Raw genomic sequence first — 25,444 nt, 5'->3', positions numbered from 1 at the left:
CGACACCTTGGTGCATATATCCGACAAATCTGTGGTTATATCAGGCACTTCGTGGGGTTTATCCGACACATCACTGATTATATCCGACACTTTGAGTAGTTTATCCGCAAATCAGGACCTACTACCTAGTGAGGCGGTTGGGGAAAAACAACATTTTGTGCTTTCCGCTTTTCAATGTGTCTAGTCTCCAGGCGCCAACTCTTCGGTCACAAGTTGTTTATCCAAGGCGGCAAAGTACGCCACCGTGGATAAACCTCTTGTGCCTGTCAGAGCTAAACGGCGCCTTGCGCTTTTCGGGACTGTCTAGTCTCCAGGCGCCAACCCCTCGGGTCACAAGCAATTTATCCAAGTAGGCAAAGTGCGCCTCCGTGGATAAATGTCTTGTGCCTGTCGGGGCTAAACGGCGGCCCACAGGACGTGGGTTGTGCAGTCGTTGCCACAGGACGTGGCGAACTTAGACTGCCCTCCTTCTTTCTATGCTTGCTTTCTCATTTCTATCTTTATATACTGTTGTTAGTACCAAGTCCTAATATAGAGGGTGAAATGATTGCGTATGCCTAAAGTGGAGAGGCAACGGTTGCTTGGTGATTTGTTGGAGGAGAATCCGTTTCATACAGATGATGATCTTTCCAAGCACTTTAACGTGAGTGTCCAGACAATCCGTTTAGACCGGCTTGAGCAAGGAATACCAGAGTTACGTGAACGAATTAAAAATGTAGCGGCGAAAACATTGACGGGTGAACTCAAATCGATGCACACGGATGAAATCATTGGTGATATTGTCGATTTGAAACTAGATGTTCGAGCACTTTCCATATTTGATGTAACAGAAGATCATGTATTCCAACGAAATGGAATTGCGCGCGGTCATCATTTATTTGCACAAGCGAATTCTCTTGCTGTTGCGGTTTTAGATGACGAACTTGCTTTAACGGTAAAATCGACAATTCATTTTGTGAAGCCGGTTAAAGCGGGCGATCGAGTAGTTGCACGCGCGGAAGTAAATAACGAAGAATCGAATCATAAGAGGACGAAAGTGGAAGTCGTTTCTGAAGTAGATGGGGAAACGGTTTTTACGGGTGAATTCTTAATGTATCGAACGACTGATAAAGTGCAGGAGGAATTATTATGATCATAGCTGTCGATGGAATGGGTGGAGATCATGCCCCTGGTGAAATCGTTGCTGGGGTACTTGAAAGCTTAACTGCATTCGATGATATACAAATACATATATACGGCGATGAGTCAAAGATGGCGCCGTACTTGAAGGAACACGATCGACTAAAGGTGTTTCATTGTACAGAAGTAATTGAAGCGGACGACGAACCGGTGCGTGCGATTCGTAAGAAAAAAGATGCTTCAATGGTGCGCATGGCTCAGGCTGTAAAAGACGGAGAAGCAGATGCATGTGTTTCTGCAGGTAATACGGGTGCGCTTATGTCAGCGGGATTGTTCATAGTCAATCGTATTGACGGCATTGAGCGACCGGCTCTTGCTCCGACGCTTCCAACAGTGGATGGTAAAGGTTTTGTGATGATGGATGTTGGTGCGAATGCTGATGCAAAACCAACACAACTCACCCAATATGGAATTATGGGCAGTATTTATGCGGAACAAGTTCGCGGCATTAAAAATCCACGGGTCGGCTTATTAAACATTGGTACCGAAGAAGGAAAAGGAAATGAACTGACGAAAGCGGCATACGAACTTCTTTCGGAAGCTCCTATTAATTTTATCGGAAACATTGAAGCGCGAGATTTACTTGTCGGTGTTGCAGATGTAGCCATTACGGATGGTTTTACAGGAAATATGATATTAAAAACAATTGAAGGTACGGCAAGTGGTTTTTTCACGATGTTGAAAGAAGTGTATGGTTCATCTACGAAAACGAAACTGTCTGCAGCTCTTGTGAAAAATGAACTTCGTGGGTTGAAAAAGAAAATGGATTACACGGAATATGGCGGCGCGGGTTTATTTGGATTAAATTCTCCGGTCATTAAAGCGCATGGATCTTCTAATGCGAATGCGATATACAATGCAATCCGCCAGGCTCGAACAATGGTGGCTTATGACGTATGTGGCATCATCCGAAAAACAATTAAGGAGGGAAATGCTGAATGACAAAGATTGCTTTCATATTCCCGGGACAAGGATCGCAAGTTGTTGGAATGGGAAAAGAATTTACGGAAACAAATGAAAAGAGTAAACTTTTTTTAGAGAAAGCAGATCATGAACTTTCGTATGCTTTAAGCAAACTCATTTTAGAAGGCCCTGCAGAGGATCTCACATTAACATACAATGCACAGCCGGCCCTCTTAACGGTTGGAACGATGATTGCTTCTAGATTGGCTGATGAAGGAATCGAGCCGGATTACACCGCTGGTCACAGTCTTGGAGAATACACTGCACTTGTTGCATCAGGCGTACTTTCTTTTGAAGATGCTGTTTTAGCGGTTCACCAACGTGGAAATTTTATGAATGAAGCGGTTCCTGCCGGTGAAGGGGCTATGGCTGCAATTCTAGGTTTGAGTAATGAAAAGATTATAGAAGTAACGGATGCCATTACAGCAAAAGGTCATGCGGTTCAACCGGCCAATTTAAATTGCCCGGGACAAATTGTGATTTCAGGCACAAAGCTAGGCGTTGAAACAGCTTGTGTGGAACTGAAAGAAGCGGGTGCGAGACGTGCCTTGCCGCTAAATGTTAGTGGGCCTTTCCATTCTTCACTTATGAAACCTGCTGCGAAACACCTTGAAAAAATGTTAGGTGCAATTGAAATGAGTGAAGCTTCGGTACCGGTAATTGCGAATGTAAATGCTTCAGTTGTACAAAATTCGGATGAAATAAAAAAACTACTTGTCGAACAGCTCTATTCCCCTGTATTATGGGAGGATTCCGTTCGAACAATGCTTGACCTTGGGGTTACACATTTTATTGAATGTGGACCGGGTAAAGTGTTGAGTGGACTCGTAAAGAAGATTAGTAAAGAAGTAGAAGTCTATGCAGTTTATGACGAATCGACACTACAAGAAGTGTTAGAAGCTTCGAAAGGGTGGTCTGAATGAATAGGTTCACAGGAAAAGCGGCAATCGTCACAGGGGCATCTCGCGGAATTGGCCGGGAAATCGCTCTGCAATTAGCAAAAGAAGGCGCAAAAGTTGCTGTCAACTACAGCGGCAGCAAAGATAAAGCCGATGAAGTTGTTCAATTGATTACTGATTCGGGCGGTGAAGCATTTGCGATTCAAGCAGATGTTTCTCAAACAGACAGTGTGAAAAATATGGTGGACCAAACACTTGAGAGATTTGGTTCAATCGATATACTTGTAAATAATGCTGGAATTACACGAGATAATTTACTTATGAGAATGAAAGAGGACGAGTGGGATGATGTCCTTAACATTAATCTTAAAGGTGTATTTCTGTGTACAAAAGGTGTCACACGACAAATGATGAGGCAACGTGCTGGCAAAATTGTGAACGTTGCATCTATTGTTGGTGTTTCGGGAAATCCAGGTCAAGCGAATTACGTGGCGGCAAAAGCAGGTGTTATTGGATTTACCAAAACGGTTGCAAAAGAATTAGCTACGCGTAATATTAATGTAAATGCTGTTGCCCCAGGATTTATTACAACAGATATGACAGAGGCGTTAAGTGATGAAGTGAAAGAACAAATGACGAGTGTGATACCACTTGGAAAATTGGGCAGTCCTGAAAACGTAGCACGGACCGTACTCTTTCTACTTTCTGAAGATGCAGCGTATATTACGGGACAGACCATCCATGTTGATGGTGGAATGGTAATGTAATTGTAAATTGAATCGTACAACTTCGAGGGGAGGTGACAAATTTGTCAACAGTACTTAGTCGTGTAACAAAAGTAATCGTCGATCGTCTTGGCGTCGACGAAAGTGAAATTAAACCAGAAGCTTCATTCCGTGAAGACCTCGGCGCAGACTCTTTGGATGTCGTTGAACTTGTAATGGAATTAGAAGATGAATTCGATATGGAAATTTCCGATGATGATGCAGAAAAAATTACAACAGTCGGTGATACAGTTTCATATATCGAAAGTAAAGTGAAATAATAGACATTTTAACAGAGACCTTTTCATCCTTTCATTTTGAAAGGATTGGAAGTGTCTCTTTTCACTTTTGCACTCAGTCCATTAAACAGTTAAAATTAAAGGGATATTACGAAGAGAGGCAGAATCAACTCTATGACAAATAAGAGTACGAACGGTAAAAGTAGTAAAGTTCCACTTCCGCTAACTGTGCGGAATCGTTTTAACGAACTTCAAGAAAAATTATCGATAACATTTAACGACAGTTCTTTGCTGTATAACGCATTTACGCATTCATCCTATGTGAATGAGCATCGTAGAAAGAATTTTACGGATAATGAACGACTTGAATTTTTAGGGGATGCAGTTTTAGAACTAGGAGTATCCCGTTTTCTCTATTCGGCTGAGCCTAATATGAGTGAAGGGCAGCTGACGAAATTACGCGCAGCTATCGTTTGCGAACCGGCACTCGTTAAGTTTGCAAATGAGCTGAATTTTGGCCGTTATGTACTACTTGGTAAAGGTGAAGAACAAACGGGTGGCAGAATGCGTCCGGCACTTCTTGCGGATGTATTTGAAGCGTTTATTGGTGCGTTATATATGGACCAAGGTATGGTACCCGTAACAAAGTTTCTTGAAAATGTAATTTTTCCGAAAGTTACAATCGGTGCTTTTTCGCATGTGATGGATTATAAAAGTGGGTTACAGGAAATTATTCAACAGACAAATCATGGGCAACTTGAATATGAAGTCGTTGAAGAAAAAGGTCCTGCACATTCGAAAGAGTTTGTTACTGTTGTCCGGCTTGGAGAGAAACAGCTGGGTGTAGGCAGTGGTAAATCGAAAAAAGAGGCTGAGCAAGAAGCAGCACGCAACGCAATTGATGAATTGAAGAGGCAGCAAGCCGGAGGAGAGATTTAAAAGTGTTTCTAAAAAGGCTTGAAATAATTGGATTCAAATCATTTGCCGAGAAAATCGAAATTGATTTTGTTCCAGGAGTCACCGCTATCGTTGGACCCAATGGTAGCGGGAAGAGTAATATTACGGATGCAATCCGATGGGTACTTGGAGAACAATCAGCAAAATCCCTACGTGGTGCGAAGATGGAAGATGTGATTTTTGCCGGAAGTGATTCTAGGAAACCGTTGAACTTTGCGGAAGTCACTTTAATTCTGGATAATTCTAAAGGTCTTTTTCCGTTGGATTATACAGAGATTAGTGTGAGTAGAAGAGTTTTCCGCTCCGGAGAAAGTGTTTATTTATTAAACAAACAACAATGTCGCTTAAAAGACATTAATGATGTATTTATGGATTCTGGTCTTGGCAAGGAATCTTTTTCAATCATTTCTCAAGGTCGTGTGGATGAAGTGCTGAACAGTCGTCCTGAGGAAAGACGTAATATATTTGATGAAGCGGCAGGAGTATTGAAATATCGAACGAGAAAAAAGAAGGCCGAGCATAAGCTGTTTGAAACCGCGGATAATTTGGACCGTGTTTTAGATATATTAAAAGAGCTTGAAACACGTATTGGTCCACTGAAAAAGAATGCAGAAGCAGCAGAGAAATATGCCATTCTTTCCGAAGAGACGCAAGATGCAGACATCACTTTGTTGAACTATGATGCGCGAAACCAACATGCTGAAATAGAAAAGAAAATGATGGAAGCAAAGAACATCTATGAAAAGAATACTGAACTGGAAGAGTTGTTGGAAAAAAACGGTGCCGAGTCCGATCGTTTTAAAGCGCAGTTGGCCCAATTAGACATCGAAATGGATGCTCTTCAGAAAAAACTTGTAAGCAGCAGTGCTGAGACTGAAAAATGGGAAGGAAGAAGACTTCTTTCGGTCGAGAAAAGGCGTAATGCCCATCAACAAGTTGAACGAATTCATTCCGATCTAGCGCTTGCAAAAATTGAACAAGATGAACTGAACTTGAAATTACAAGATTCTCAAAAACGACTTGCATCAATTCAATCGGAATATGAAACAGTTACGAAGGAAATAGATGATGTTGCTCAAGTTTTAAAAAGATCCGTTAAGGAAACCGAAAAAGAAATCGAGCAATTGAAATCGGTGTACATTGATCGATTAAATGAAGAAGCGACGATAAGAAATGACTTGAAGCATGCGAATGAACGACTTGTTGGAGAGAAGACTTCATCTGAAAAGTACTTCCAACAAACGTCATCCCTAAGCGATCGATTCAAGGTGCTTACATCTGAGAAGATGCAAAAGGAACAATCCGTACGTAAAGTAAAAGAACAGGCGAAAGAAACGGAACTAAAATACAAACAGACAACTGAAACAGTGCGAGCGGCAGAAGATGAACTTCGTGGAAAACAAGAATTGCTTCAAAAAGCATTCAACAGGCAACATGAAATGCAAGGAAGAATACGAGCGCTTGAAAGTATGGAAGCGGATTTCTCGGGTTTTTTCTTAGGAGTCAAAGAAGTTCTTGTTGCGAATAGAGACGGAAAGTTAACAGGTATTAATGGTGCTGTAGCTGAACTTATCAATGTTGAAAGTGCGTATGTCAAAGCGATTGAAACAGCTCTTGGAGGTGCGTCGCAAAATATCGTAACGACATCTGAAAAAGAAGCTCGTCAGGCAATTGCTTATTTGAAATCTAAAAATGCCGGTAGGGCTACATTTTTGCCGCGTGATGTTATGAAGTCAAGGATGATTCAACCGGCTACACTAAGCCTAGCAAAACAGCATCCTGAGTTCGTAGGGACAGCTAGTAGCCTCGTTCAAACGGAAGATGAGTACCGGGATATTACTGAAAATCTTCTGGGAAATGTGCTTGTTGCAACTTCTTTAGCGAGCGCGACAGAAATTGCAAAAACTATTGGCTATCGGTACCGGGTCGTAACTATAGACGGTGATATTGTAAATGCGGGTGGTTCTCTTACAGGTGGTGGCGTTAAAGGCCAGGCATCAGTTTTTTCACGTAAGGCTGAGTTGGAAACTTTAAAGGTACAACTCGTTCAAATGGCATCATCCATCGATTCCGCAAAAAAAATCATTGGTGATATGAAAATGGAGATTGCCGGTTTTATGCACGAAATGGAGCAGTTGCGTCATTTGACTGAAGTACTTCAACTTGAAATTGCAACTGGGGAATCTGGAATTCGTGAAACAGACATAGCTATTCGATCCATTGAAAGTGAAATTACTACATCTGAATTGGAGAGAAAAGGGTTTGAAAGTACGGGTTCTACTCTATTAAAACGTAAAAAAGAACTGGAAGAACAACATTTACTCGTTAAAAAAGATTTGGATAAAATATCGGCTGAGGTGGTCATGTTGGAACGACTCGCTGCTGATTGGCGTCAGGAAGAAGCGATTCTAACAGCCAAGATTTTTGACTTGCGCGAACGTGCGGCGGTTCTTCGAGAGCAACGGACTCATTATAAAAAGTCGATTGACGAGACGGTACATACAATCGAAGCGGTAAAACGTAAAATCACATTATTGGCTGAAGAAGTAGATTATTTCACAGGAAATAGTGAAGATGGCGATTTAACTTCGGAAGAAATTAGTGAACGAATCCAAAAAACGTTAGCTGAAAAAGAACACTTTGAAACTGAAGTGAACAACAGTAGGAAGAAGCGATTGGAACTCGTCCAATACGTCGATGAAAAAGAACTGCTTCTTAAAACTCTTAGGGAAAAGTCCGCTGTTATTGTGTCTCAATTAAATAAATTGACCGTTGAAAAATCTCGGTTGGAAGTGAAATACGAAGCCGTAACTGGGCGACTGTTAAACGAATACGGTCTTCATCCCGATTTTGCTGCGGTCATTGAATTCGACGAAGTGGAAACAAGAAAGAGACTTTCTGAACTCAAGCGTAAACTTGCGGAAATTGGGCCTGTTAATCCCGGTGCAGTTGTCGAATATGCTGAAGTATCTGAACGATACGAGTTTTTAACAGAGCAACGAAATGATTTGTTGGATGCTAAAAGCACATTGCAAGAAGCGATGTCCGAAATGGATCAAGAAATGACGACCCGTTTCTCTGCAACGTTTGATGCAGTTCAAAACCGTTTCCGTGATGTGTTTAAGGAAATGTTTGGCGGTGGTGATGCAGATTTAATTTTAACAAATCCTTCGAATTTACTCGAAACAGGTGTGGATATCATTGCTCGTCCTCCGGGTAAAAAGCTTCAGAACTTGAGTTTGTTGTCCGGTGGGGAACGTGCTTTGACGGCAATTGCACTTCTGTTTTCAATCATCGAAGTGAGACCGGTTCCGTTTTGTATACTGGATGAGGTTGAGGCGGCACTCGACGAGGCGAACGTCTTACGTTACAGTAAATACTTAAATAGGTTTTCAGATAAGACCCAATTTATCGTCATTACACATCGTAAAGGAACGATGGAAGGTGCAGATGTTCTTTACGGAATAACAATGCAGGAATCAGGTGTCTCCAAGTTAATTTCTGTAAAACTGTCAGAAGTTCCAGAAGAGGCTCTTATATAAAAGGAGTGATTCGTAGTGTCTTTTTTTAGGAAAATGAAAGAAAAAATCACAGGTTCAAATGATGCAGTAACGGATAAATTTAAAGAAGGTCTCGCGAAGACCCGAAATCAGTTTACGTCTAAGGTCAATGATCTTGTCGCACGATTTAGAGAAATCGATGAAGAGTTTTTTGAAGAACTTGAGGAATTATTGCTGCAAGCCGATGTTGGCGTTGAGACCGTAATGGAATTAATCGACCAATTAAAACTTGAAGTGCAAAGAAAAAACAAAAAAGATACTGCTGGAATACAGTCCGTTATTTCCGAGAAGCTTGTAGAAATTTATAATGCAGGCGAAGAATTGGACGTTCGGTTAAACATTCAAGAAGATGAGTTAACGGTTATATTAATGGTTGGTGTCAACGGTGTTGGAAAAACAACGACTATCGGTAAACTAGCAGCACGTCTTTTGGCCGAGGGTAAAACCGTAATGCTTGCGGCGGGAGATACGTTCCGTGCAGGTGCTATTGACCAATTGGTCGTTTGGGGTGAGCGTGCGGGTGTAGAAGTGATTCGGCAATCTGAAGGGTCGGACCCGGCAGCAGTTATGTATGATGCCATCCGGGCAGCGAAAAACCGGAAAATTGACGTCTTAATTTGTGATACCGCAGGTCGATTGCAAAACAAAGTGAATTTGATGAATGAACTTCAAAAAATTCACCGCGTCATAAGTAAAGAAGTCGAAGGTGCACCACATGAAGTGTTGCTTGCACTTGACGCTACGACGGGCCAGAATGCTCTTGTTCAAGCACAAACGTTCAAGGAAGCAACAAATGTTACGGGTATTGTGTTAACGAAGCTGGACGGTACTGCCAAAGGTGGAATTGTTCTTGCGATTCGTAACAAATTAAATATTCCTGTAAAATTTGTCGGTCTGGGTGAAGGTGTAGATGATTTACAACCGTTTGACACGGAAAAGTATGTCTATGGTTTATTCGCAGATGGACTTGAATTAGAAGAAGAGATACTAGACAAGTAAAATAGCTTGACAGCAAGTGTTGGCCATAATATGATTGAATATGAGTACGTGTACTTGAGAGGGAGAGTCCAATGTCGCTTGTAAAAACAACACGCATTAATTTCCTCTTTGATTTTTATCAAACTCTTTTGACGGATAAACAGAGACTCTATATGAACTTATATTACTCTGAGGATCTATCACTTGGTGAAATATCTGGAGAATACGGAATTTCTCGTCAAGCTGTTTACGATAATGTTCGCAGAACTGAAGCGATGCTTGAAGATTACGAACTTAAATTGAATTTATTTTCCAAGCATCAAGAACGTTTAAAAGCCATCGAAAGTTTAGAACAATTAATTCAAGGAACAGATGACCAATCGGAAAAGATGCGAAACCTGTTGGTCGGATTAAAAGACTATGACTAGGAGGCGGCGTGCATGGCATTTGAAGGATTGGCCGAGCGGCTGCAAGGAACGCTCCAAAAAATTAGGGGCAAAGGTAAGGTAAACGAGGCAGATGTTAAAGAGATGATGCGTGAGGTTCGTTTCGCGCTTATTGAAGCTGATGTTAACTTAAAAGTAGTAAAAGAATTCGTTAAAACGGTTAGTGAACGTGCAATAGGACAGGAAGTTGTGAAAAGTTTAACTCCAGGTCAGCAAGTCGTCAAAATTGTAAAAGATGAATTGACAAACCTGATGGGTGGAGAACAAAACCCAATTCAGTTTGCCCGGAAATCACCAACAGTCATTATGATGATTGGTCTACAAGGTGCCGGAAAGACGACAACTTCAGGTAAATTAGCAGCGGTACTTCGCAAACGTCACAACAAAAAACCGCTTCTCGTTGCAGCAGATGTTTATAGACCTGCAGCAATCCAACAATTGGAAACAATAGGGAAACAATTAACCATACCTGTATTTGCTCTCGGAACAGATATTTCTCCTGTAGAAATTGTGCGACAAGCACTTGTTGAAGCTGAGAATGAGCATCACGATGTCGTAATTATCGATACAGCTGGTAGACTACATGTCGATGAGAAACTCATGCAAGAGCTTGCTGACATTCGCGATCTTACAACGCCGGACGAAGTGTTCTTAGTTGTCGATGCGATGACCGGTCAAGATGCGGTGAATGTTGCGAAAAACTTTAACGACACTGTTGGCATAACAGGTGTTGTACTTACAAAACTTGACGGTGATACGCGCGGTGGTGCTGCATTATCCATTCGCTCAGTAACCGATAAGCCTATTAAGTTTGTCGGTATGGGTGAGAAAATGGATGCACTGGAACCGTTTCATCCGGAACGAATGGCTTCGAGAATTCTAGGTATGGGTGACGTGCTGTCACTTATAGAGAAAGCGCAAGAAAACGTTGATGAAGACAAAGCGAAGGAACTCGAAGAAAAGTTCCGAACGCAGTCGTTTACATTGGATGACTTTCTTGATCAATTGCAACAAGTTAAGAAAATGGGTCCATTGGATGATTTATTGAAAATGATGCCAGGGGCTGGAAAAATTAAAGGGCTTGAAAACGCTAAGGTGGACGAGAGCCAAATGGGCCGTGTGGAGGCAGTTATCCAATCGATGACTCCTACGGAACGAACAACACCAGACATCATTAATGCTAATCGACGTCGACGAATTGCTAAAGGTTCGGGAACAACGATTCAAGATGTGAATCGTTTACTCAAACAATTCGAAGATATGAAGAAAATGATGAAGCAGATGACGGGCATGCAACAAAAAGGTAAAAAGAAGATGAAAATGCCTGGTTTGGATTCATTTTTTAAATAAAAACACACTCAAAATAAATTTATTTTAGGGTGTTAAGAGAAAAGACTTTACAAACAAACAAAAGCTTGATAACATACTATCTTGTGTGAAACTATTCGGAGGTGCAATAATTAATGTCAGTTAAAATTCGTCTTAAACGTATTGGAGCAAAGAAGTCTCCAGTCTATCGTATTGTAGTAGCGGACTCACGTTCACCACGTGACGGTCGTCAAATCGAAACAGTGGGTACTTACAATCCATTGAAAACACCGGTGGAACTAAAAATCAATGAAGAATCAGCTCTTAAATGGCTTCATAATGGTGCACAACCATCTGATACTGTCCGTAACCTATTTTCTGATCAAGGGATCATGGAGAAATTCCATAACTCTAAATTAGGCAAATAATTTAGGAGGGGTGTACATGAAGCAGCTGATTGAAACAATCGTCAAACCGTTAGTCGATTATCCCGACGATGTTCGGGTTGAAATGGATGAATACGATAGTCGAATTACTTATAAGCTTTCCGTCAATGCTGAAGATATGGGCAAAGTGATTGGAAAGCAAGGCCGTGTTGCGAAAGCGATACGTACTATAGTTTATTCAGCAGCAGGAAGTCACCACGGTAAGAGAGTGAACGTAGAAATTATAGATTGATGCAAAAAAAGAAGGAGCCTATGTTCCTTCTTTTTTTGCATCATATTAAGGAAGTGTAAAGTGATGGAATGGTTTAATGTAGGTAAAATCGTAAATACTCATGGTATTCGCGGAGAAGTTCGTGTGAATTCATATACAGACTTTCCTGAGGAACGCTATGCTGTCGGAAATACACTTGATTTATTTATGCCGGATAGCGACAAATCCATTAAATTGACGATAGCCAGTCATAGGAAACATAAAAACTTTGAATTATTAACATTTGAAAATCATCCCAATATGGTTGATGTTGAAAAGTATAGAGACGGCATGTTTAAAGTTTCTGAAAAACATCTGAGTGAGCTTGAGGATGGCGAGTTTTATTACCATGAAATTCTTGGTTGTACGGTTGTAACGACTGAAGGATTAGAGCTTGGTAAAATTACGGACATTCTAGAAACAGGTGCGAAAGATGTCTGGACAATTACACCTGAAAAAGGAAAACCGCATTATATTCCATACATTGATGAATTTGTGAAAGAAATCGATATCGATGCAAAAAGAATTGTCATTGAGCCGATCGAAGGACTGCTTTCATGATGAAAGTCGATGTACTATCCCTTTTTCCGGAAATGTTTGAAGGAGTTCTTCATTCGTCAATCATGAAAAAGGCACAGGCGAATGACGCTGTTTCGTTTAATGTCATTAACTTTCGTGATTATGCGACAGATAAGCATCACAAGGTAGATGATTATCCTTACGGCGGTGGTGCGGGAATGGTCCTTAAACCTGAACCTCTTTTTGCTGCGATAGAAGATGTGACAGTGGATACCGAAAAGCCACCCCGTATCATTTTACTGTGTCCGCAAGGTGAAAAATTCACTCAGAAAAAATCAGAAGAACTATCTTCTGAAGAACATCTTATCTTCATTTGTGGCCATTACGAAGGGTACGACGAGCGAATTCGAGATGTGCTTGTTACGGATGAATTATCGCTTGGAGACTTCGTCTTAACGGGTGGAGAGATTGCTGCAATGGCTATCATTGATAGCGTCGTTCGACTTTTGCCAAACGTACTCGGCAATGTGGATTCCCCGATGTTGGATTCGTTTTCAACAGGACTCCTCGAACATCCTCACTATACTCGGCCCGCAAACTTTAAAGGCATGGAAGTACCAGAAGTTCTTCTATCGGGAAATCATGCGAAGATAAATCAATGGCGTGAAGAACAATCTCTAATTCGGACATATGAGAGAAGAAAAGACTTACTCGAAACTGCTCCACTTACAGATTTTCAACGTACATTACTGAAACAATTAGAACGAAATAAATAAAAAGATGAACTTGCACAGGCAGCGACATTGTGGTAGTATCTTGTATGTGCTTCTAAAATGAAGTACATACTGACTGATGTTCCGCTGCAAAAGCAAAAGTGCAAGAACATCCGCGGAGAAGGAGAGAAAAAAATGCAAAACATTGTAGCAGAAATCACAAAAGATCAGCTTCGTACAGACCACCCGGAATATCGTGCGGGAGACACTGTGAAATTACACGTTAAAGTCGTTGAGGGAACGCGCGAGCGTATCCAAATTTATGAAGGTGTTGTTATTGCACGTCGTGGGGGAGGAATCAGTGAAACATTCACGGTTCGTAAAATCTCCAATGGTGTTGGTGTTGAACGTACATTCCCTGTACATACACCGAAAATTGTTCAAATAGAAGTTACTCGTCGTGGTAAAGTACGCCGTGCGAAATTGTACTATCTTCGTAGCCTACGCGGAAAAGCTGCACGTATTAAAGAAATTCGATAATAGAGAACTAAGATTTAGGGAGGCCATCTACTACGGCCTCCCTTCTTTTTGCCCGATATAAGAATAGACTGTACAATAAAGAAAGTATAAGGCGAGGGGGCTTTAACAATGGATGAAAAGAAACCTAAAAACGAAACTTGGGAATGGGTAAAAGCGCTCTTAATTGCTTTTGGACTGGCCGCAATTATTCGTCTATTTTTATTTACTCCAATTGTGGTAGACGGTATATCTATGATGCCGACGCTTTCAGATGGAGACCGGATGGTTGTAAACAAAATCGGTTATACCATTGGTAAGCCGAAACGTTTTGATATCGTGGTTTTTCATGCCCCTGAACAAAAAGATTATATTAAACGGATCATTGGACTTCCTGGCGATGAAGTGGAATATATTGATGATGTTTTATATATTAACGGGAATGCATACGAAGAACCTTATCTTGATAAATACAAAGACGAAGTTTCTGATAGACCACTCACCGAGGACTTTTCACTCGAAGATAAGATTCAAAGCAAGACAGTTCCTGAAGGTTATATATTTGTTCTCGGAGATAATCGGAGAAAGAGTAAAGATTCAAGACATATCGGAGTTATAGCAATCGACGAGATTATAGGCAATACCAAAATTGTCTTCTGGCCGATAAAAGATTTCGGAATCGTCGACTGACGAAAGGAGATAAATGCATGACAATTCAATGGTTTCCAGGCCATATGGCAAAAGCACGAAGAGAAGTAACTGAGAAATTAAAGCTCGTTGATATTGTGTTTGAACTCATTGATGCTAGATTACCTTTATCATCTAGAAATCCAATGATAGACGATGTAATTCATCAAAAGGCAAGACTTCTAATATTAAATAAGGCAGATCTCGCGGATGATAATGAGACGGCTAAGTGGATTCGATACTTTGAGGACCGGGGAGATCGAGCAATCTCGATTAACTCGTTCGAAGGTAAAGGAATGCTGGCTATCACTAAAGCAGCTAAAGAAATATTAGAGCCAAAGCATGAGCGGATGCGCAGTCGGGGAATTCGTCCAGGAGCCATTCGGGCGATGATTGTTGGTATTCCAAACGTAGGGAAATCAACATTAATCAATCGTTTGGCGAAGAAAAACATTGCGAAAACAGGTAATACACCCGGTGTTACAAAAGCGCAACAATGGATAAAATACGGTAAAGAACTTGAGCTATTGGATACACCAGGTATTCTTTGGCCGAAATTTGAAGACAAAGAAGCGGGTTATAAATTAGCTCTAACAGGCGCCATCAAAGACACGATTCTTAATATGGAGGATTTAGCCATTTACGGTCTCCGTTTTCTTGAGGAGCACTATCCAAATCGTCTCAGCCAAAGATACGGTCTTACAAAAGTGGATGACAGCATCATTGAAGTTTTAACGAGCATCGGAGAACTTCGTAAAGTCTATACAACTGGCGGAGAAGTCGATTTTGACAAAGTGTCTGAAATGATTGTACGAGACATTCGCGGCGAACATTTAGGTAAACTTACCTTCGACTTTGTTTGAAAAGTTTTAAAGTAAGCAAATTATAGTAAATAAATTGAAGACCGATGCCGTATGTGGAATTTCACTGGGCAATCGGTCTTTCTTACTTCAAATAGGGCTCCAACTATTCCAGATGGTGCTTTCCAGCAAAGAAGAATACACTTCATTCGTCTTTGGGCGTGGCCTCATTCAGTCTCCTCGTCGCGAAGAGCACGCTCCTGTGGCTCGGTGGCCGAATTGAAATGCATTCGTCCTTGTTCCCGCTGGAGTCGCCATCGTGCATTCCAAGCAACTAATATTATGCTTCAAGGTCTTATAATTCTTACTTCAAAGAGTCGAAAAAATGCTTTAGTAACCGATAGATACTGATAGGGAAACAAATATGTTAGTGGTTTTTCATCAAATGATGTTGGCGAAAAACTCCAGTCGATGATTATTTCAAATGGAACCTTACTTGTTACGATATATATATAAGGAACTTATAATTCCCGCAGACTTTAGCTAATTGGAGTGCAGACCGGCGACTCCAATGGGATCAGCGTGACAGTCGAGACCCCACAGGAGCGTGGTTTTCGCGACGAGGAGGCTCGATGCGCGCCCCATGGAACGCGTCCGGTCGGAACGGAGATTAGCGTGTAGTGACAACATCTTCTTTGGAAAACTTAACTTATTGTACAACCATATAAAAGTCGAAAACGTGGAAGGTGATCAACATGAAAACGATAAAAGAAATCACTGAGCAACTGCAATCGGCCAAAGAGCCGGAACCTTGGATGGCAGAGCTCTCAGAAGACTCTAGAGCTGGCGTGAAAGCCGCTCTGAACAGATGGCAACGGCAATACGATAAAAATGAACTTATTAAAAATGCCCATATCACTAAGATAGCCTTCGACCGCTCGTTTGTGCGCTCTGAAGAGGAACTCGTTGCAGGAGTTGACGAGGCGGGTCGGGGACCGTTAGCGGGCCCTGTGGTGACTGCAGCGGTTATTTTACCGGCAGACACGCGCGAGCTAATTGGATTAGATGATTCAAAAGCAATTACAAAACAAAACCGCGAGAGATTTGCTGAAATCATTAAGAGAATCGCAATTGATTATTCCGTTCATATTCAGCCAGCCACAACCATTGATGCTATGAACATTTACGCAGCCACAAGAGATTCGATGGAACAGGCCGTAAACGAACTCACTGTATCTCCGCATTTTGTTATTGTTGATGCAATGTCCCTTACGATTTCATGCCCAACGGCTTCGGTAATAAAAGGGGATGCAAAGAGTTTAGTTGTCGCAGCAGCTTCTATATTGGCTAAGACAGAACGAGATGCAATAATGGATGATTTACATAATGAATTTCCTATGTATCACTTTATTAATAATGCAGGATATGGAACAGCCAAACACTTAGAAGCACTTGAAGAATTCGGACCTTGTGAGCATCACCGTAGAAGTTTTGAACCTATCAAATCAATGACATCGGAAAGGAGGACGTAACAATGAGTTTTGGGGCAATGACTTCTGTGAGTGCACAATCCTCAATGCCTGCTGCCGAAAATAAGCCACTTGTTTTAAAAGAAGGCCAATTATTTCACGGCCAAATAAAGCAACTTTTCCCGGGACAAATGGCTGAAGTTCAAATTGGCGGTCAAAAATTATACGCAAAGTTGGAAGTACCACTGAAGGCCGGAGATTCTTACTATTTTCAAGTATCCGCGGTAAAACCTGAATTGCAATTGAAAATTATATCGGGGCCGATGAGTGGCTCGGAAGGTCCGGTGCGTCAACTTGCAAGTCTTATGGAGTCCATGCAACTTCCCAAAACTGCTGAAATGCAGGAGTTGCTGACCTTTGTACTGAAAAGTAAGATACCGATGACTAGAGAGAGTTTAATGCAAGCAGAAGCACTGTTGAAAACTGTCCCCACAGCCGCGAGAGTTGAAGCACTAGCGACAATCCAGAAGATGGTTGAGCTGAAGGTGCCTTTTAACGAAAGTGTTTTCAAAGCTCTTTTTGGCGTTGAATCCAAAGAGGGGTTACATACTTCACTTACTTCTTTAAAAAGTTTAATGGTGTCCGATACAACGATTCCTCCGCAGATGAAGCAAGCAATACTAGCATCGCTTGAAACTGTTGAAAAGCCGTTTCTGCAAGCGACGGGAAGAGCGGCTCTTGGACAAGCTTTATTGACGCTGCTTAATCCCGCAGAAAGTACAGAAAGTCGTTTCGCAACAGTACAATTATTAAAAGGTGCAGATGTGTTGCCGCCAAGTACCTCCCTTGCAAATTTGCAGCAAGTATTAACCTCATTAATTTCAGAAGGGCTGTCAACCGGACAACAACCCGCGACGCAACAATCTATAACCCAAGAAATTGGCCTATTGCTCAAACAGATTAATAGTCAACCACAAAATCCTACAATGGACCAATTAACGAAGTTGAAAAACCTTGTTGCTTCGGAAACGACTCTGAGTACCGAAAATAAAGCGACGTTGACAGTATTAATAGATCGCATGACGAATTCGTTATCTACCTCCACTGGTGGAACTAAATTTGCTGCTGAATTCAGTTTGGCTCTCGCGCGAATGTCTTCTGAAAATGCAGTTGCAGTTCCTTTTACAACAACTGCGACTGGAATAAAAGAACAACTTTTAACGGCACTTAGTAGCCAAACCATACAGCCTGAGGCGATGGACAAACTAGCCGTACTCGTTAAAAATGCGGAGCAATCGAATAACCCTTCTGTTCAAAAACAACTCCAAGCTGCAGAAGTGGCAGTCACAACTGCGATGGACGGAAAAGCTATTAAAGATGCGATTCAAACGATTGTACGATCTTTTGGAATGAATTATGAGGCAGGTCTCCTTAGTCGGGATGCAAATATTGGGAATCTGGCAGCAACACTAAAACCGTTACTACTTTCTCTTATGTCAGACCCATTGATATCGCAAGCAATTAAAGAGAGTGCTGAAATGCTTGTCACGCGGATGAATGGACCCCTTCTTGCATCGAGTGACAACGGCGTTCAACATCAACTGGTTATGCAAATTCCACTCGAGTTTTTTGGTAAAAAAGTAGATGCTACTTTAGAGTGGAACGGTCGAATGAAAGAGAACGGTAAAATCGATTCCAGTTTTGCTCGAATTCTGTTTTATCTTGATTTACATTCATTGGATAAAACCATCGTCGATATGCAAGTTCAAAATAAAGTGGTGACTCTAACTGTTTACAATGCAGATAAAGACTTGAAGCTACTTGGAAACCCTATGCAGGAAAAATTAAAAGAGGGTCTAGATTCTGCAGGCTATACACTTTCAGGTGTTTTCTTTAAAGAGTTCTATGAAGAAGCAAAACGTATTGAACCGTCAAAAAAACAAGCCAATAATTTAGAGCAAGGAGTGGATTACCGCATATGAGTGAGGAAAAACAGAATCGTAAAGAAGCAGTCGCGCTTTCTTACGATCCGAATTCAAGTGGGGCTCCGACAATTGTTGCAAAAGGACGAGGGAAAATTGCTGAAAATATTTTACTTAAGGCAAAAGAACATGATGTACCCATTCAAGAAGATCCGAGTCTGGTCGAAATTCTAGGTCAATTAGATATCAATGAGTCCATACCTGAAGAGCTATATAAAGCGGTATCTGAAGTGTTTGCGTACATTTACCAAGTGGATCGTGAGCATGGCATAAAAAAAAGAACATAAAAAACATCAAACTACTTTTCGACAAATGGTATCCATCTGTGGACATTTTATGACAAGTTTACTACAATGGATAAGGCACTAAATAAAGAGTTATAAGTTCGATTGGAGGATGTAAGATGAATATCCATGAATATCAAGGAAAACAGCTTTTACGCGATTATGGCGTAGCTGTATCAACAGGAATTGTTGCTTTTTCTCCTGAAGAAGCGGTTAAGGCTGCGAAACAACTTACACCAGGAATCTATGTTGTAAAAGCACAGATCCATGCGGGTGGCCGTGGTAAAGCTGGTGGAGTTAAGATTGCAAAAAATCTTGACGAAGTTCGTGAGTACGCAAAAGAATTACTTGGTAAAGTACTTGTTACACACCAAACAGGTCCAGAAGGTAAAGAGATTAAACGTCTTCTTATCGAAGAAGGTTCAAATATTGAGAAAGAGTATTACGTAGGACTCGTTCTTGATAGCGCTACAGATCGTGTAACACTTATGGGTTCTGAAGAAGGCGGCGTAGACATCGAAGCTGTTGCTGAAGAAACTCCAGAAAAGATTTTCAAAGAAATCATCGATCCGGTTGTTGGATTGACTGGATTCCAAGCTCGTCGTATGGCTTTTAAAATGAATATACCAACGAAACTTGTAAACAAAGCAGTGAAATTCATGCTCGGTTTATACCAAGTATTCGTTGAAAAAGATGCTTCTACTGTAGAAATTAACCCTCTTGCTGTTACAGCAGAAGGTGATATTATCGCTTTAGATGCTAAATTCAACTTTGACGAAAGTGCACTATTCCGTCACAAAGACATTGTTGAACTTCGTGACTTTGACGAAGAAGATCCAAAAGAAATCGAAGCTTCAAAACATGACCTAAGCTATATTTCTCTTGATGGAAGTATTGGTTGTATGGTTAACGGTGCAGGACTTGCAATGGCGACTATGGACACTATCAATTACTATGGTGGATCTCCAGCTAACTTCCTTGACGTTGGTGGAAGTGCAACTGCAGAAAAAGTAACTGAAGCATTCAAAATCATCCTTTCAGATGAAGCTGTTAAAGGTATTTTCGTTAACATCTTTGGCGGAATTATGAAGTGTGACATTATTGCTGAAGGCGTAATTGCAGCTTCTAAAGAAGTTGGACTTCAAGTTCCACTTGTAGTACGTCTTGAAGGTACAAACGTAGACAAAGGTAAAGCTTTATTAAACGAATCAGGACTTAATATCATCGCTGCAGATTCAATGGCAGATGGTGCTAAAAAGATCGTTGAGCTCGTAGGCTAAGAAAGGCAGGGACAAACATGAGTATTTATATTAATAAAGATACAAAAGTAGTCGTACAAGGAATTACAGGTGCTACGGCACTTTTCCACACAGAGCAAATGCTTGAGTATGGAACGAAAATTGTTGCTGGTGTTACACCTGGTAAAGGTGGAGAAACAGCTGCTGGAGTTCCTGTATTTAATACAATGGAAGACGCTGTTAAGGCAACAGGAGCAAACGTATCGGTTATTTATGTTCCAGCACCATTCGCTGCAGATGCAATTATGGAAGCAGTGGACGCGGATCTAGATATGGCTATTTGTATTACAGAGCATATTCCAATTCTTGATATGGTAAAAGTAAAGCGTTATATGGAAGGCAAAAAGACTCGTCTAATCGGTCCAAACTGCCCGGGCGTTATTACTTCTGATGAATGTAAGATTGGTATTATGCCAGGTTACATCCATACAAAAGGTCATGTTGGTGTAGTATCACGTTCTGGTACGCTTACGTATGAAGCTACTTATCAATTAAGCCAAGCTGGCATCGGTCAGTCTACAGCTGTTGGTATTGGTGGAGATCCGGTTAACGGAACAAACTTCATTGACGTATTAAAAGAGTTTAACAATGATCCTGACACATACGCGGTTGTTATGATTGGTGAAATCGGTGGAACAGCTGAAGAAGAAGCTGCTGCATGGATTAGCGAAAACATGACTAAACCAGTAGTTGGATTCATTGGTGGACAAACAGCTCCAGAAGGAAAACGTATGGGCCATGCCGGTGCGATTATCTCTGGTGGTAAAGGTACTGCAGCTGAAAAGATTAAGGCTCTTAATGCAGCTGGCGTTGAAGTTGCAGATACTCCATCTGTTATCGGAGAAACACTTATTAAAGTTATTAAAGAAAAAGGTATATACGAAAAATGTAAAACACATTAATATAACGAATGCAGCGTATCTTTTAGATGCCGCTGCATTTTTTAAAATTTAATTTGAGGAGGAAAAAAATGCACCAACTGACAGATGTTGAAAAAAGGTTGTTGGCTCTCCATTATGTTCTACCAATACCCATGAATCGACTGGAAAACCTATACAAAATAGACCCTGAACTAGTTGATTTTCAAAACTATTCGGTTGAAGAATTGGTACGTATATTACGAATAACCTTACCGAATGCTGTTAAATTAAAAATGAAACTACAACAAAGTAGAACTACCCCCTATGAAGAATTGTATAAACGGCATGAAATCACCCCTATTCCGTTTACAAATCCCCTATACCCTAGCCATCTTTTATCGTTGTTTGATCCTCCGACAGTCCTTTATATGAAAGGGGACATTCACATTCTTTCCGAAAAATATAAGATTGCTATTATTGGTTCACGAAAAGCAACGGATTATTCGAAACAAGCTTTAAAACTTATTGTGCCTCCACTTGTTGAAAACAATGTGGTCATCGTATCTGGTCTCGCAAAAGGGGCGGATACGATGGCTCATAAAGCCGCCATCTCATACGGGGGTAAAACGATAGCGGTTCTAGGGCACGGTTTGTTTCATATGTATCCAGCAGAAAACCGTCAACTCGCAGAGGAAATGGCGGATACTCAGCTGCTCATCACTGAGTATCCGCCATATGTGACGCCCGAACGTTGGACATTTCCAAACCGTAACCGTATTATTAGTGGATTATCTGACGCGGTTATAGTAACAGAAGCGGCAGATAGAAGTGGTACAATGAGTACAGTTGAGCATGCCTTGGAAAACGGAAAAGAGGTCTATGCGGTTCCTGGTTCTGTAACGTCTGAACTTTCCGGGGGACCAAATAAGCTGATAGATGAAGGTGCACGGCCGCTTTGGAGCGGTTATCAAGTAATTGATGCATTGACTTTTATCCACACGTAAATAAAGTAGACTGCTAAAAAGTTTGCTTTTTACTGAAATCTAGTATACATTTTGCAACAGATATTCTTTTTAGGAATAAATACAGAAAGTCTCTGAGGAGGCACACTTAATTGGCAGATTATTTAGTAATTGTAGAGTCCCCAGCAAAGGCGAAAACAATCGAACGCTATCTTGGGAAAAAATATATAGTACGTGCATCACTAGGGCACTTACGGGATCTCCCGAAGAGCCAAATGGGCGTAGACACTGAAAACAACTATGAGCCTAGATATATTACAATTCGTGGTAAAGGCCCTATTCTTCAAGAATTAAAGAAGGAAGCAAAAAAAGTAAAAAAGATTTATCTCGCGGCTGACCCCGACAGAGAAGGGGAAGCGATTGCTTGGCATTTAGCCCATCAATTAGGCGTAGATATCGAGTCCGATTGTCGAGTTGTATTTAATGAAATAACGAAAGAAGCAATTAAGGAATCCTTTAAGAATCCGCGTCCAATTAATATGGACCTAGTGGATTCGCAACAAGCTCGAAGAATTCTTGATCGACTTGTCGGTTATAACATCAGTCCAATACTTTGGAAAAAAGTGAAAAAGGGTTTATCCGCTGGACGGGTTCAATCTGTTGCACTTCGTATGATTATTGATCGTGAAAATGAAATTAACGCATTTGAACCAGAAGAGTACTGGAGCATTGCTGCTCGCATTGAAAAAGGAAAAGCTGAATTTGATGCAAGTTTTTATGGTGAAGGCAAGAAAAAAGTGAAGTTAATTAATAAGGAACAAGTTGATGGAGTTCTCGGCAAATTAAAAGGGAAAACATTTGACGTCGACAAAGTTTTGAAAAAAGAACGCCGTCGCAATCCTGCGCTTCCTTTTACAACATCATCGTTACAACAAGAAGCAGCGCGTAAATTGAATTTCCGTGCAAGAAAAACAATGATGATCGCCCAGCAACTTTATGAAGGTATTAATATTGGTAAAGAAGGTAACGTGGGTCTTATAACTTATATGAGAACAGATTCTACAAGAACTTCCGAAACTGCAAATGCAGAAGCTAAATCCTACATTGAAACAATGTACGGTGAAGAATTCCTTGCAGCAGCAAAACCACCAGCGAAAGCATCGCCAAAAGCACAAGATGCGCATGAGGCTGTTCGCCCGACATCGGTAATGCGTCCTCCTGCTGCTATGAAGGCTCTTTTATCGCGTGATCAATTCAGGTTGTACAAACTTGTGTGGGAACGTTTTCTAGCGAGTCAGATGGCTCCAGCGGTCTTGGATACAGTCTCGGTAGACTTGGTTAATGGAGATGTGAGGTTTAGATCAACTGGCTCACAGGTGAAGTTCCAAGGGTTTATGAAAGTGTATGTTGAAGGCGATGACGATAAAGAAGAAGAAAAAGATCGTATTCTTCCTCCGTTGGTGGAGGGCGAAAAGGTGAAGTTTAAAGAAATTGATCCGAAACAACACTTTACGCAACCACCACCTAGGTACACCGAGTCAAGATTGGTTCGTACACTTGAAGAACTAGGAATAGGAAGACCATCGACGTTTGCACCAACCCTCGATACCATTCAAAAACGTGGATATGTAACACTTGATGCGAAACGATTCATTCCTACAGAACTAGGTGGAATTGTCCATCAAGCAGTAGATGAATATTTTCCGAACATTATAGATGTTGAATTTACTGCTCAGATGGAAAGAGAACTGGATGATGTTGAAGAGGGTAAAACCAAGTGGGTTCAAGTAATCGATAATTTCTATAAGGATTTCGAAAAACACGTGACATACGCGGATGCTGAAATGGAAAAAATCGAGATTAAAGACGAACCTGCTGGGGAAGATTGTGAAAAGTGTGGATTGCCTATGGTCTACAAGCTTGGAAGATACGGTAAATTTATGGCGTGTTCGGGATTCCCGGATTGTCGAAATACAAAGGCGATTATTAAACCAATCGGAGTAACATGCCCTACATGTAAAAAGGGTGAAGTCGTTGAGCGTAAGAGTAAAACAAAACGAATCTTTTTCGGTTGCGATCAATATCCAGAATGTGAATTTGTTTCTTGGGATAAACCAGTTGCACGAGCTTGTCCTAAATGTGAAGGTCCACTTGTTGAGAAGAAATCGAAAAAAGGCGTTACTGTTCAATGTACAGAATGTGATTACCAAGAGGATACACAATAAGAATAGACAGGGATTCTTACTTAATTCGGAATTGTTGATATCTAGACACAACTTAGAAAGTCAGGTTTAGACGAGTAAGATTCCTTTAGTTAGGCGTTAAAACAGTTCTCTTTTGGATATCCTTTAAAGAATGTACGTTTTCACCAAATTAGTATACTAGTATCTTGATTGCGGAAAGCCTCTGAATTTTGTTATAATTTAGAGGCTTTTCATTATGGAGGTGGACTGTTTGATAATAGAACCTTCGATTATCCGTGGTGAATACATCACTTATGTTCGACTTGAAAGAAACTTCTCACCCTTAACAGTTTCTGAATATGAAAAAGATATAGATGAATTTCTACTGTTTTTAAGTGCTGAAGGAATTGCTGATTTAAATGATGTTACGTATCCAGAGGCAAGGCTGTATGTGACGGGTTTGTATGATAAAGGTCTTGCAAGAACTACGATTTCTAGAAAAGTATCTTCTATTCGTTCTCTTTTTAAGTTTGCGAATTCTAGATATGGAACAAATGATCATGCATTCAGGTCACTTCATCATCCAAAGAAGGAAGAGCGACTTCCTGCTTTTTTTTATGAAAAAGAAATGGAACAACTTTTTTTAACTTGTGCTGGTGAAGATAAGAAGTCATTACGTGATCGTGCGATTTTAGAAATGCTGTATGCGACAGGTATACGTGTTAGCGAGTTAATATCGATTCAATTAAATGATATCGACGATCATCTTGGAATTGTTATGGTAATGGGAAAAGGTAGAAAGGAACGTTATGTTCCCTATGGTAGCTTTGCTCAGCAAGCCATCGATGTTTACCGCGAAGAATGCAGATTACAACTAATGAAAAAGAAAGATCATAAATATCTATTTGTTAATCTACGAGGAGATCCGCTGACAGATCGAGGAGTACGTCATATTCTTAGTTCGCTTGTTGAAAATGCTTCACTTCATTCTAAAATCTATCCACATATGATACGCCATTCGTTTGCTACACATCTGCTTGAAAATGGAGCCGATATGAGAACGGTACAAGAATTACTTGGGCATTCACATCTTTCTTCGACCCAAGTGTATACGCATATAACAAAAGAACATTTAAGGAAAACGTATATGAATACTCACCCAAGAGCATAGGGAGGATGATT

Annotated in this window: 25 protein-coding genes; all 25 read left to right on the top strand. The window is 40.8% G+C overall.

Annotated elements, in window-relative coordinates; all coding sequences use genetic code 11:
• Nucleotides 1-547 precede the first annotated feature (547 nt).
• Entirely contained in the window at nt 548-1,132 is a 585-nt protein-coding gene (fapR, locus tag ACFSFY_RS11910; protein ID WP_381538301.1) for a transcription factor FapR, read from the top strand.
• Nucleotides 1,129-2,121, top strand: coding sequence for a phosphate acyltransferase PlsX (gene plsX, locus ACFSFY_RS11905; protein WP_381538299.1), 993 nt, complete (start codon nt 1,129-1,131; stop codon nt 2,119-2,121). Before fapR ends, plsX begins: the two co-directional genes overlap by 4 nt.
• Complete coding sequence (fabD, locus tag ACFSFY_RS11900) at nt 2,118-3,065, top strand: ACP S-malonyltransferase (protein WP_381538298.1); 948 nt, start codon at nt 2,118-2,120, stop codon at nt 3,063-3,065. Before plsX ends, fabD begins: the two co-directional genes overlap by 4 nt.
• Nucleotides 3,062-3,808, top strand: a complete 747-nt coding sequence (fabG, locus tag ACFSFY_RS11895) for a 3-oxoacyl-[acyl-carrier-protein] reductase (RefSeq protein WP_381538296.1) — start codon at nt 3,062-3,064, stop codon at nt 3,806-3,808. The genes fabD and fabG overlap by 4 nt, the downstream gene beginning before the upstream one ends.
• Nucleotides 3,809-3,849: 41 nt before the next feature.
• Nucleotides 3,850-4,086, top strand: coding sequence for an acyl carrier protein (gene acpP / locus ACFSFY_RS11890; protein WP_381538294.1), 237 nt, complete (start codon nt 3,850-3,852; stop codon nt 4,084-4,086).
• Between the two features lie 132 nt (nt 4,087-4,218).
• Complete coding sequence (gene rnc, locus ACFSFY_RS11885; protein WP_381538292.1) at nt 4,219-4,983, top strand: ribonuclease III; 765 nt, start codon at nt 4,219-4,221, stop codon at nt 4,981-4,983.
• 2 nt (nt 4,984-4,985) lie between these two features.
• Nucleotides 4,986-8,543 carry a chromosome segregation protein SMC gene (smc, locus tag ACFSFY_RS11880; protein WP_381538290.1) on the top strand — a complete coding sequence of 1,186 codons (3,558 nt, stop codon included), beginning with the start codon at nt 4,986-4,988 and terminating at the stop codon, nt 8,541-8,543.
• 15 nt (nt 8,544-8,558) lie between these two features.
• Nucleotides 8,559-9,560 carry a signal recognition particle-docking protein FtsY gene (ftsY, locus tag ACFSFY_RS11875; RefSeq protein ID WP_381538289.1) on the top strand — a complete coding sequence of 334 codons (1,002 nt, stop codon included), beginning with the start codon at nt 8,559-8,561 and terminating at the stop codon, nt 9,558-9,560.
• Between the two features lie 71 nt (nt 9,561-9,631).
• Entirely contained in the window at nt 9,632-9,967 is a 336-nt protein-coding gene (locus ACFSFY_RS11870) for a putative DNA-binding protein (protein WP_381538288.1), read from the top strand.
• A gap of 12 nt (nt 9,968-9,979) precedes the next feature.
• The gene (gene ffh / locus ACFSFY_RS11865; RefSeq protein WP_381538286.1) at nt 9,980-11,335 is read left to right on the top strand and encodes a signal recognition particle protein; all 1,356 of its coding nucleotides are present in this window, start codon (nt 9,980-9,982) and stop codon (nt 11,333-11,335) included.
• A 113-nt stretch (nt 11,336-11,448) separates the two neighbouring features.
• Nucleotides 11,449-11,721: a 30S ribosomal protein S16 gene (rpsP, locus tag ACFSFY_RS11860; RefSeq protein ID WP_381538284.1), complete on the top strand. Its 273-nt coding sequence runs from the start codon at nt 11,449-11,451 to the stop codon at nt 11,719-11,721.
• A 16-nt stretch (nt 11,722-11,737) separates the two neighbouring features.
• Nucleotides 11,738-11,971, top strand: coding sequence for a KH domain-containing protein (locus ACFSFY_RS11855; RefSeq protein ID WP_381538282.1), 234 nt, complete (start codon nt 11,738-11,740; stop codon nt 11,969-11,971).
• A 63-nt stretch (nt 11,972-12,034) separates the two neighbouring features.
• Nucleotides 12,035-12,550, top strand: a complete 516-nt coding sequence (rimM, locus tag ACFSFY_RS11850) for a ribosome maturation factor RimM (protein ID WP_381538280.1) — start codon at nt 12,035-12,037, stop codon at nt 12,548-12,550.
• Nucleotides 12,550-13,284 carry a tRNA (guanosine(37)-N1)-methyltransferase TrmD gene (gene trmD, locus ACFSFY_RS11845; RefSeq protein ID WP_381539063.1) on the top strand — a complete coding sequence of 245 codons (735 nt, stop codon included), beginning with the start codon at nt 12,550-12,552 and terminating at the stop codon, nt 13,282-13,284. Before rimM ends, trmD begins: the two co-directional genes overlap by 1 nt.
• A gap of 132 nt (nt 13,285-13,416) precedes the next feature.
• A complete protein-coding gene (rplS, locus tag ACFSFY_RS11840; protein ID WP_381538278.1) occupies nt 13,417-13,761 on the top strand; it encodes a 50S ribosomal protein L19 in 345 nt (114 codons plus the stop codon).
• Nucleotides 13,762-13,869: 108 nt separating this feature from the next.
• Nucleotides 13,870-14,427 (top strand): signal peptidase I, encoded by a 558-nt coding sequence (lepB, locus tag ACFSFY_RS11835; RefSeq protein ID WP_381538276.1) that lies wholly within the window; start codon nt 13,870-13,872, stop codon nt 14,425-14,427.
• Between the two features lie 17 nt (nt 14,428-14,444).
• On the top strand, nt 14,445-15,287 hold the full coding sequence (ylqF, locus tag ACFSFY_RS11830; RefSeq protein ID WP_381538274.1) for a ribosome biogenesis GTPase YlqF: 843 nt from the start codon (nt 14,445-14,447) through the stop codon (nt 15,285-15,287).
• Nucleotides 15,288-15,979: 692 nt separating this feature from the next.
• The gene (locus ACFSFY_RS11825) at nt 15,980-16,756 is read left to right on the top strand and encodes a ribonuclease HII (protein WP_381538273.1); all 777 of its coding nucleotides are present in this window, start codon (nt 15,980-15,982) and stop codon (nt 16,754-16,756) included.
• A 2-nt stretch (nt 16,757-16,758) separates the two neighbouring features.
• On the top strand, nt 16,759-18,675 hold the full coding sequence (locus ACFSFY_RS11820) for a hypothetical protein (protein ID WP_381538272.1): 1,917 nt from the start codon (nt 16,759-16,761) through the stop codon (nt 18,673-18,675).
• On the top strand, nt 18,672-18,962 hold the full coding sequence (locus ACFSFY_RS11815) for an EscU/YscU/HrcU family type III secretion system export apparatus switch protein (protein WP_381538270.1): 291 nt from the start codon (nt 18,672-18,674) through the stop codon (nt 18,960-18,962). The genes ACFSFY_RS11820 and ACFSFY_RS11815 overlap by 4 nt, the downstream gene beginning before the upstream one ends.
• Nucleotides 18,963-19,078: 116 nt before the next feature.
• Entirely contained in the window at nt 19,079-20,239 is a 1,161-nt protein-coding gene (gene sucC / locus ACFSFY_RS11810; RefSeq protein ID WP_381538269.1) for an ADP-forming succinate--CoA ligase subunit beta, read from the top strand.
• A gap of 17 nt (nt 20,240-20,256) precedes the next feature.
• Complete coding sequence (gene sucD, locus ACFSFY_RS11805; RefSeq protein WP_381538267.1) at nt 20,257-21,159, top strand: succinate--CoA ligase subunit alpha; 903 nt, start codon at nt 20,257-20,259, stop codon at nt 21,157-21,159.
• A gap of 68 nt (nt 21,160-21,227) precedes the next feature.
• Complete coding sequence (gene dprA, locus ACFSFY_RS11800) at nt 21,228-22,121, top strand: DNA-processing protein DprA (RefSeq protein ID WP_381538266.1); 894 nt, start codon at nt 21,228-21,230, stop codon at nt 22,119-22,121.
• Between the two features lie 110 nt (nt 22,122-22,231).
• Nucleotides 22,232-24,304, top strand: a complete 2,073-nt coding sequence (topA, locus tag ACFSFY_RS11795; protein WP_381538264.1) for a type I DNA topoisomerase — start codon at nt 22,232-22,234, stop codon at nt 24,302-24,304.
• 229 nt (nt 24,305-24,533) lie between these two features.
• Nucleotides 24,534-25,433, top strand: a complete 900-nt coding sequence (gene xerC, locus ACFSFY_RS11790; protein ID WP_381538262.1) for a tyrosine recombinase XerC — start codon at nt 24,534-24,536, stop codon at nt 25,431-25,433.
• Nucleotides 25,434-25,444 lie beyond the last annotated feature (11 nt).

Source organism: Sporosarcina siberiensis, assembly GCF_042681925.1.
Taxonomy (GTDB): domain Bacteria; phylum Bacillota; class Bacilli; order Bacillales_A; family Planococcaceae; genus Sporosarcina; species Sporosarcina siberiensis.
This window is presented reverse-complemented; position numbering and strand designations above follow the sequence as displayed.

Coding starts and splice junctions, on each gene's coding strand:
- dprA (WP_381538266.1), top strand. CDS start 21,228: ATGCACCAACTGACAGATGTTGAAAAAAGGTTGTTGGCTCTCCATTAT.
- ylqF (WP_381538274.1), top strand. CDS start 14,445: ATGACAATTCAATGGTTTCCAGGCCATATGGCAAAAGCACGAAGAGAA.
- lepB (WP_381538276.1), top strand. CDS start 13,870: ATGGATGAAAAGAAACCTAAAAACGAAACTTGGGAATGGGTAAAAGCG.
- ACFSFY_RS11815 (WP_381538270.1), top strand. CDS start 18,672: ATGAGTGAGGAAAAACAGAATCGTAAAGAAGCAGTCGCGCTTTCTTAC.
- sucD (WP_381538267.1), top strand. CDS start 20,257: ATGAGTATTTATATTAATAAAGATACAAAAGTAGTCGTACAAGGAATT.
- rpsP (WP_381538284.1), top strand. CDS start 11,449: ATGTCAGTTAAAATTCGTCTTAAACGTATTGGAGCAAAGAAGTCTCCA.
- ACFSFY_RS11870 (WP_381538288.1), top strand. CDS start 9,632: ATGTCGCTTGTAAAAACAACACGCATTAATTTCCTCTTTGATTTTTAT.
- ACFSFY_RS11820 (WP_381538272.1), top strand. CDS start 16,759: ATGAGTTTTGGGGCAATGACTTCTGTGAGTGCACAATCCTCAATGCCT.
- trmD (WP_381539063.1), top strand. CDS start 12,550: ATGAAAGTCGATGTACTATCCCTTTTTCCGGAAATGTTTGAAGGAGTT.
- rimM (WP_381538280.1), top strand. CDS start 12,035: ATGGAATGGTTTAATGTAGGTAAAATCGTAAATACTCATGGTATTCGC.
- ACFSFY_RS11855 (WP_381538282.1), top strand. CDS start 11,738: ATGAAGCAGCTGATTGAAACAATCGTCAAACCGTTAGTCGATTATCCC.
- rplS (WP_381538278.1), top strand. CDS start 13,417: ATGCAAAACATTGTAGCAGAAATCACAAAAGATCAGCTTCGTACAGAC.
- plsX (WP_381538299.1), top strand. CDS start 1,129: ATGATCATAGCTGTCGATGGAATGGGTGGAGATCATGCCCCTGGTGAA.
- fabD (WP_381538298.1), top strand. CDS start 2,118: ATGACAAAGATTGCTTTCATATTCCCGGGACAAGGATCGCAAGTTGTT.
- ffh (WP_381538286.1), top strand. CDS start 9,980: ATGGCATTTGAAGGATTGGCCGAGCGGCTGCAAGGAACGCTCCAAAAA.
- sucC (WP_381538269.1), top strand. CDS start 19,079: ATGAATATCCATGAATATCAAGGAAAACAGCTTTTACGCGATTATGGC.
- ACFSFY_RS11825 (WP_381538273.1), top strand. CDS start 15,980: ATGAAAACGATAAAAGAAATCACTGAGCAACTGCAATCGGCCAAAGAG.
- rnc (WP_381538292.1), top strand. CDS start 4,219: ATGACAAATAAGAGTACGAACGGTAAAAGTAGTAAAGTTCCACTTCCG.
- fabG (WP_381538296.1), top strand. CDS start 3,062: ATGAATAGGTTCACAGGAAAAGCGGCAATCGTCACAGGGGCATCTCGC.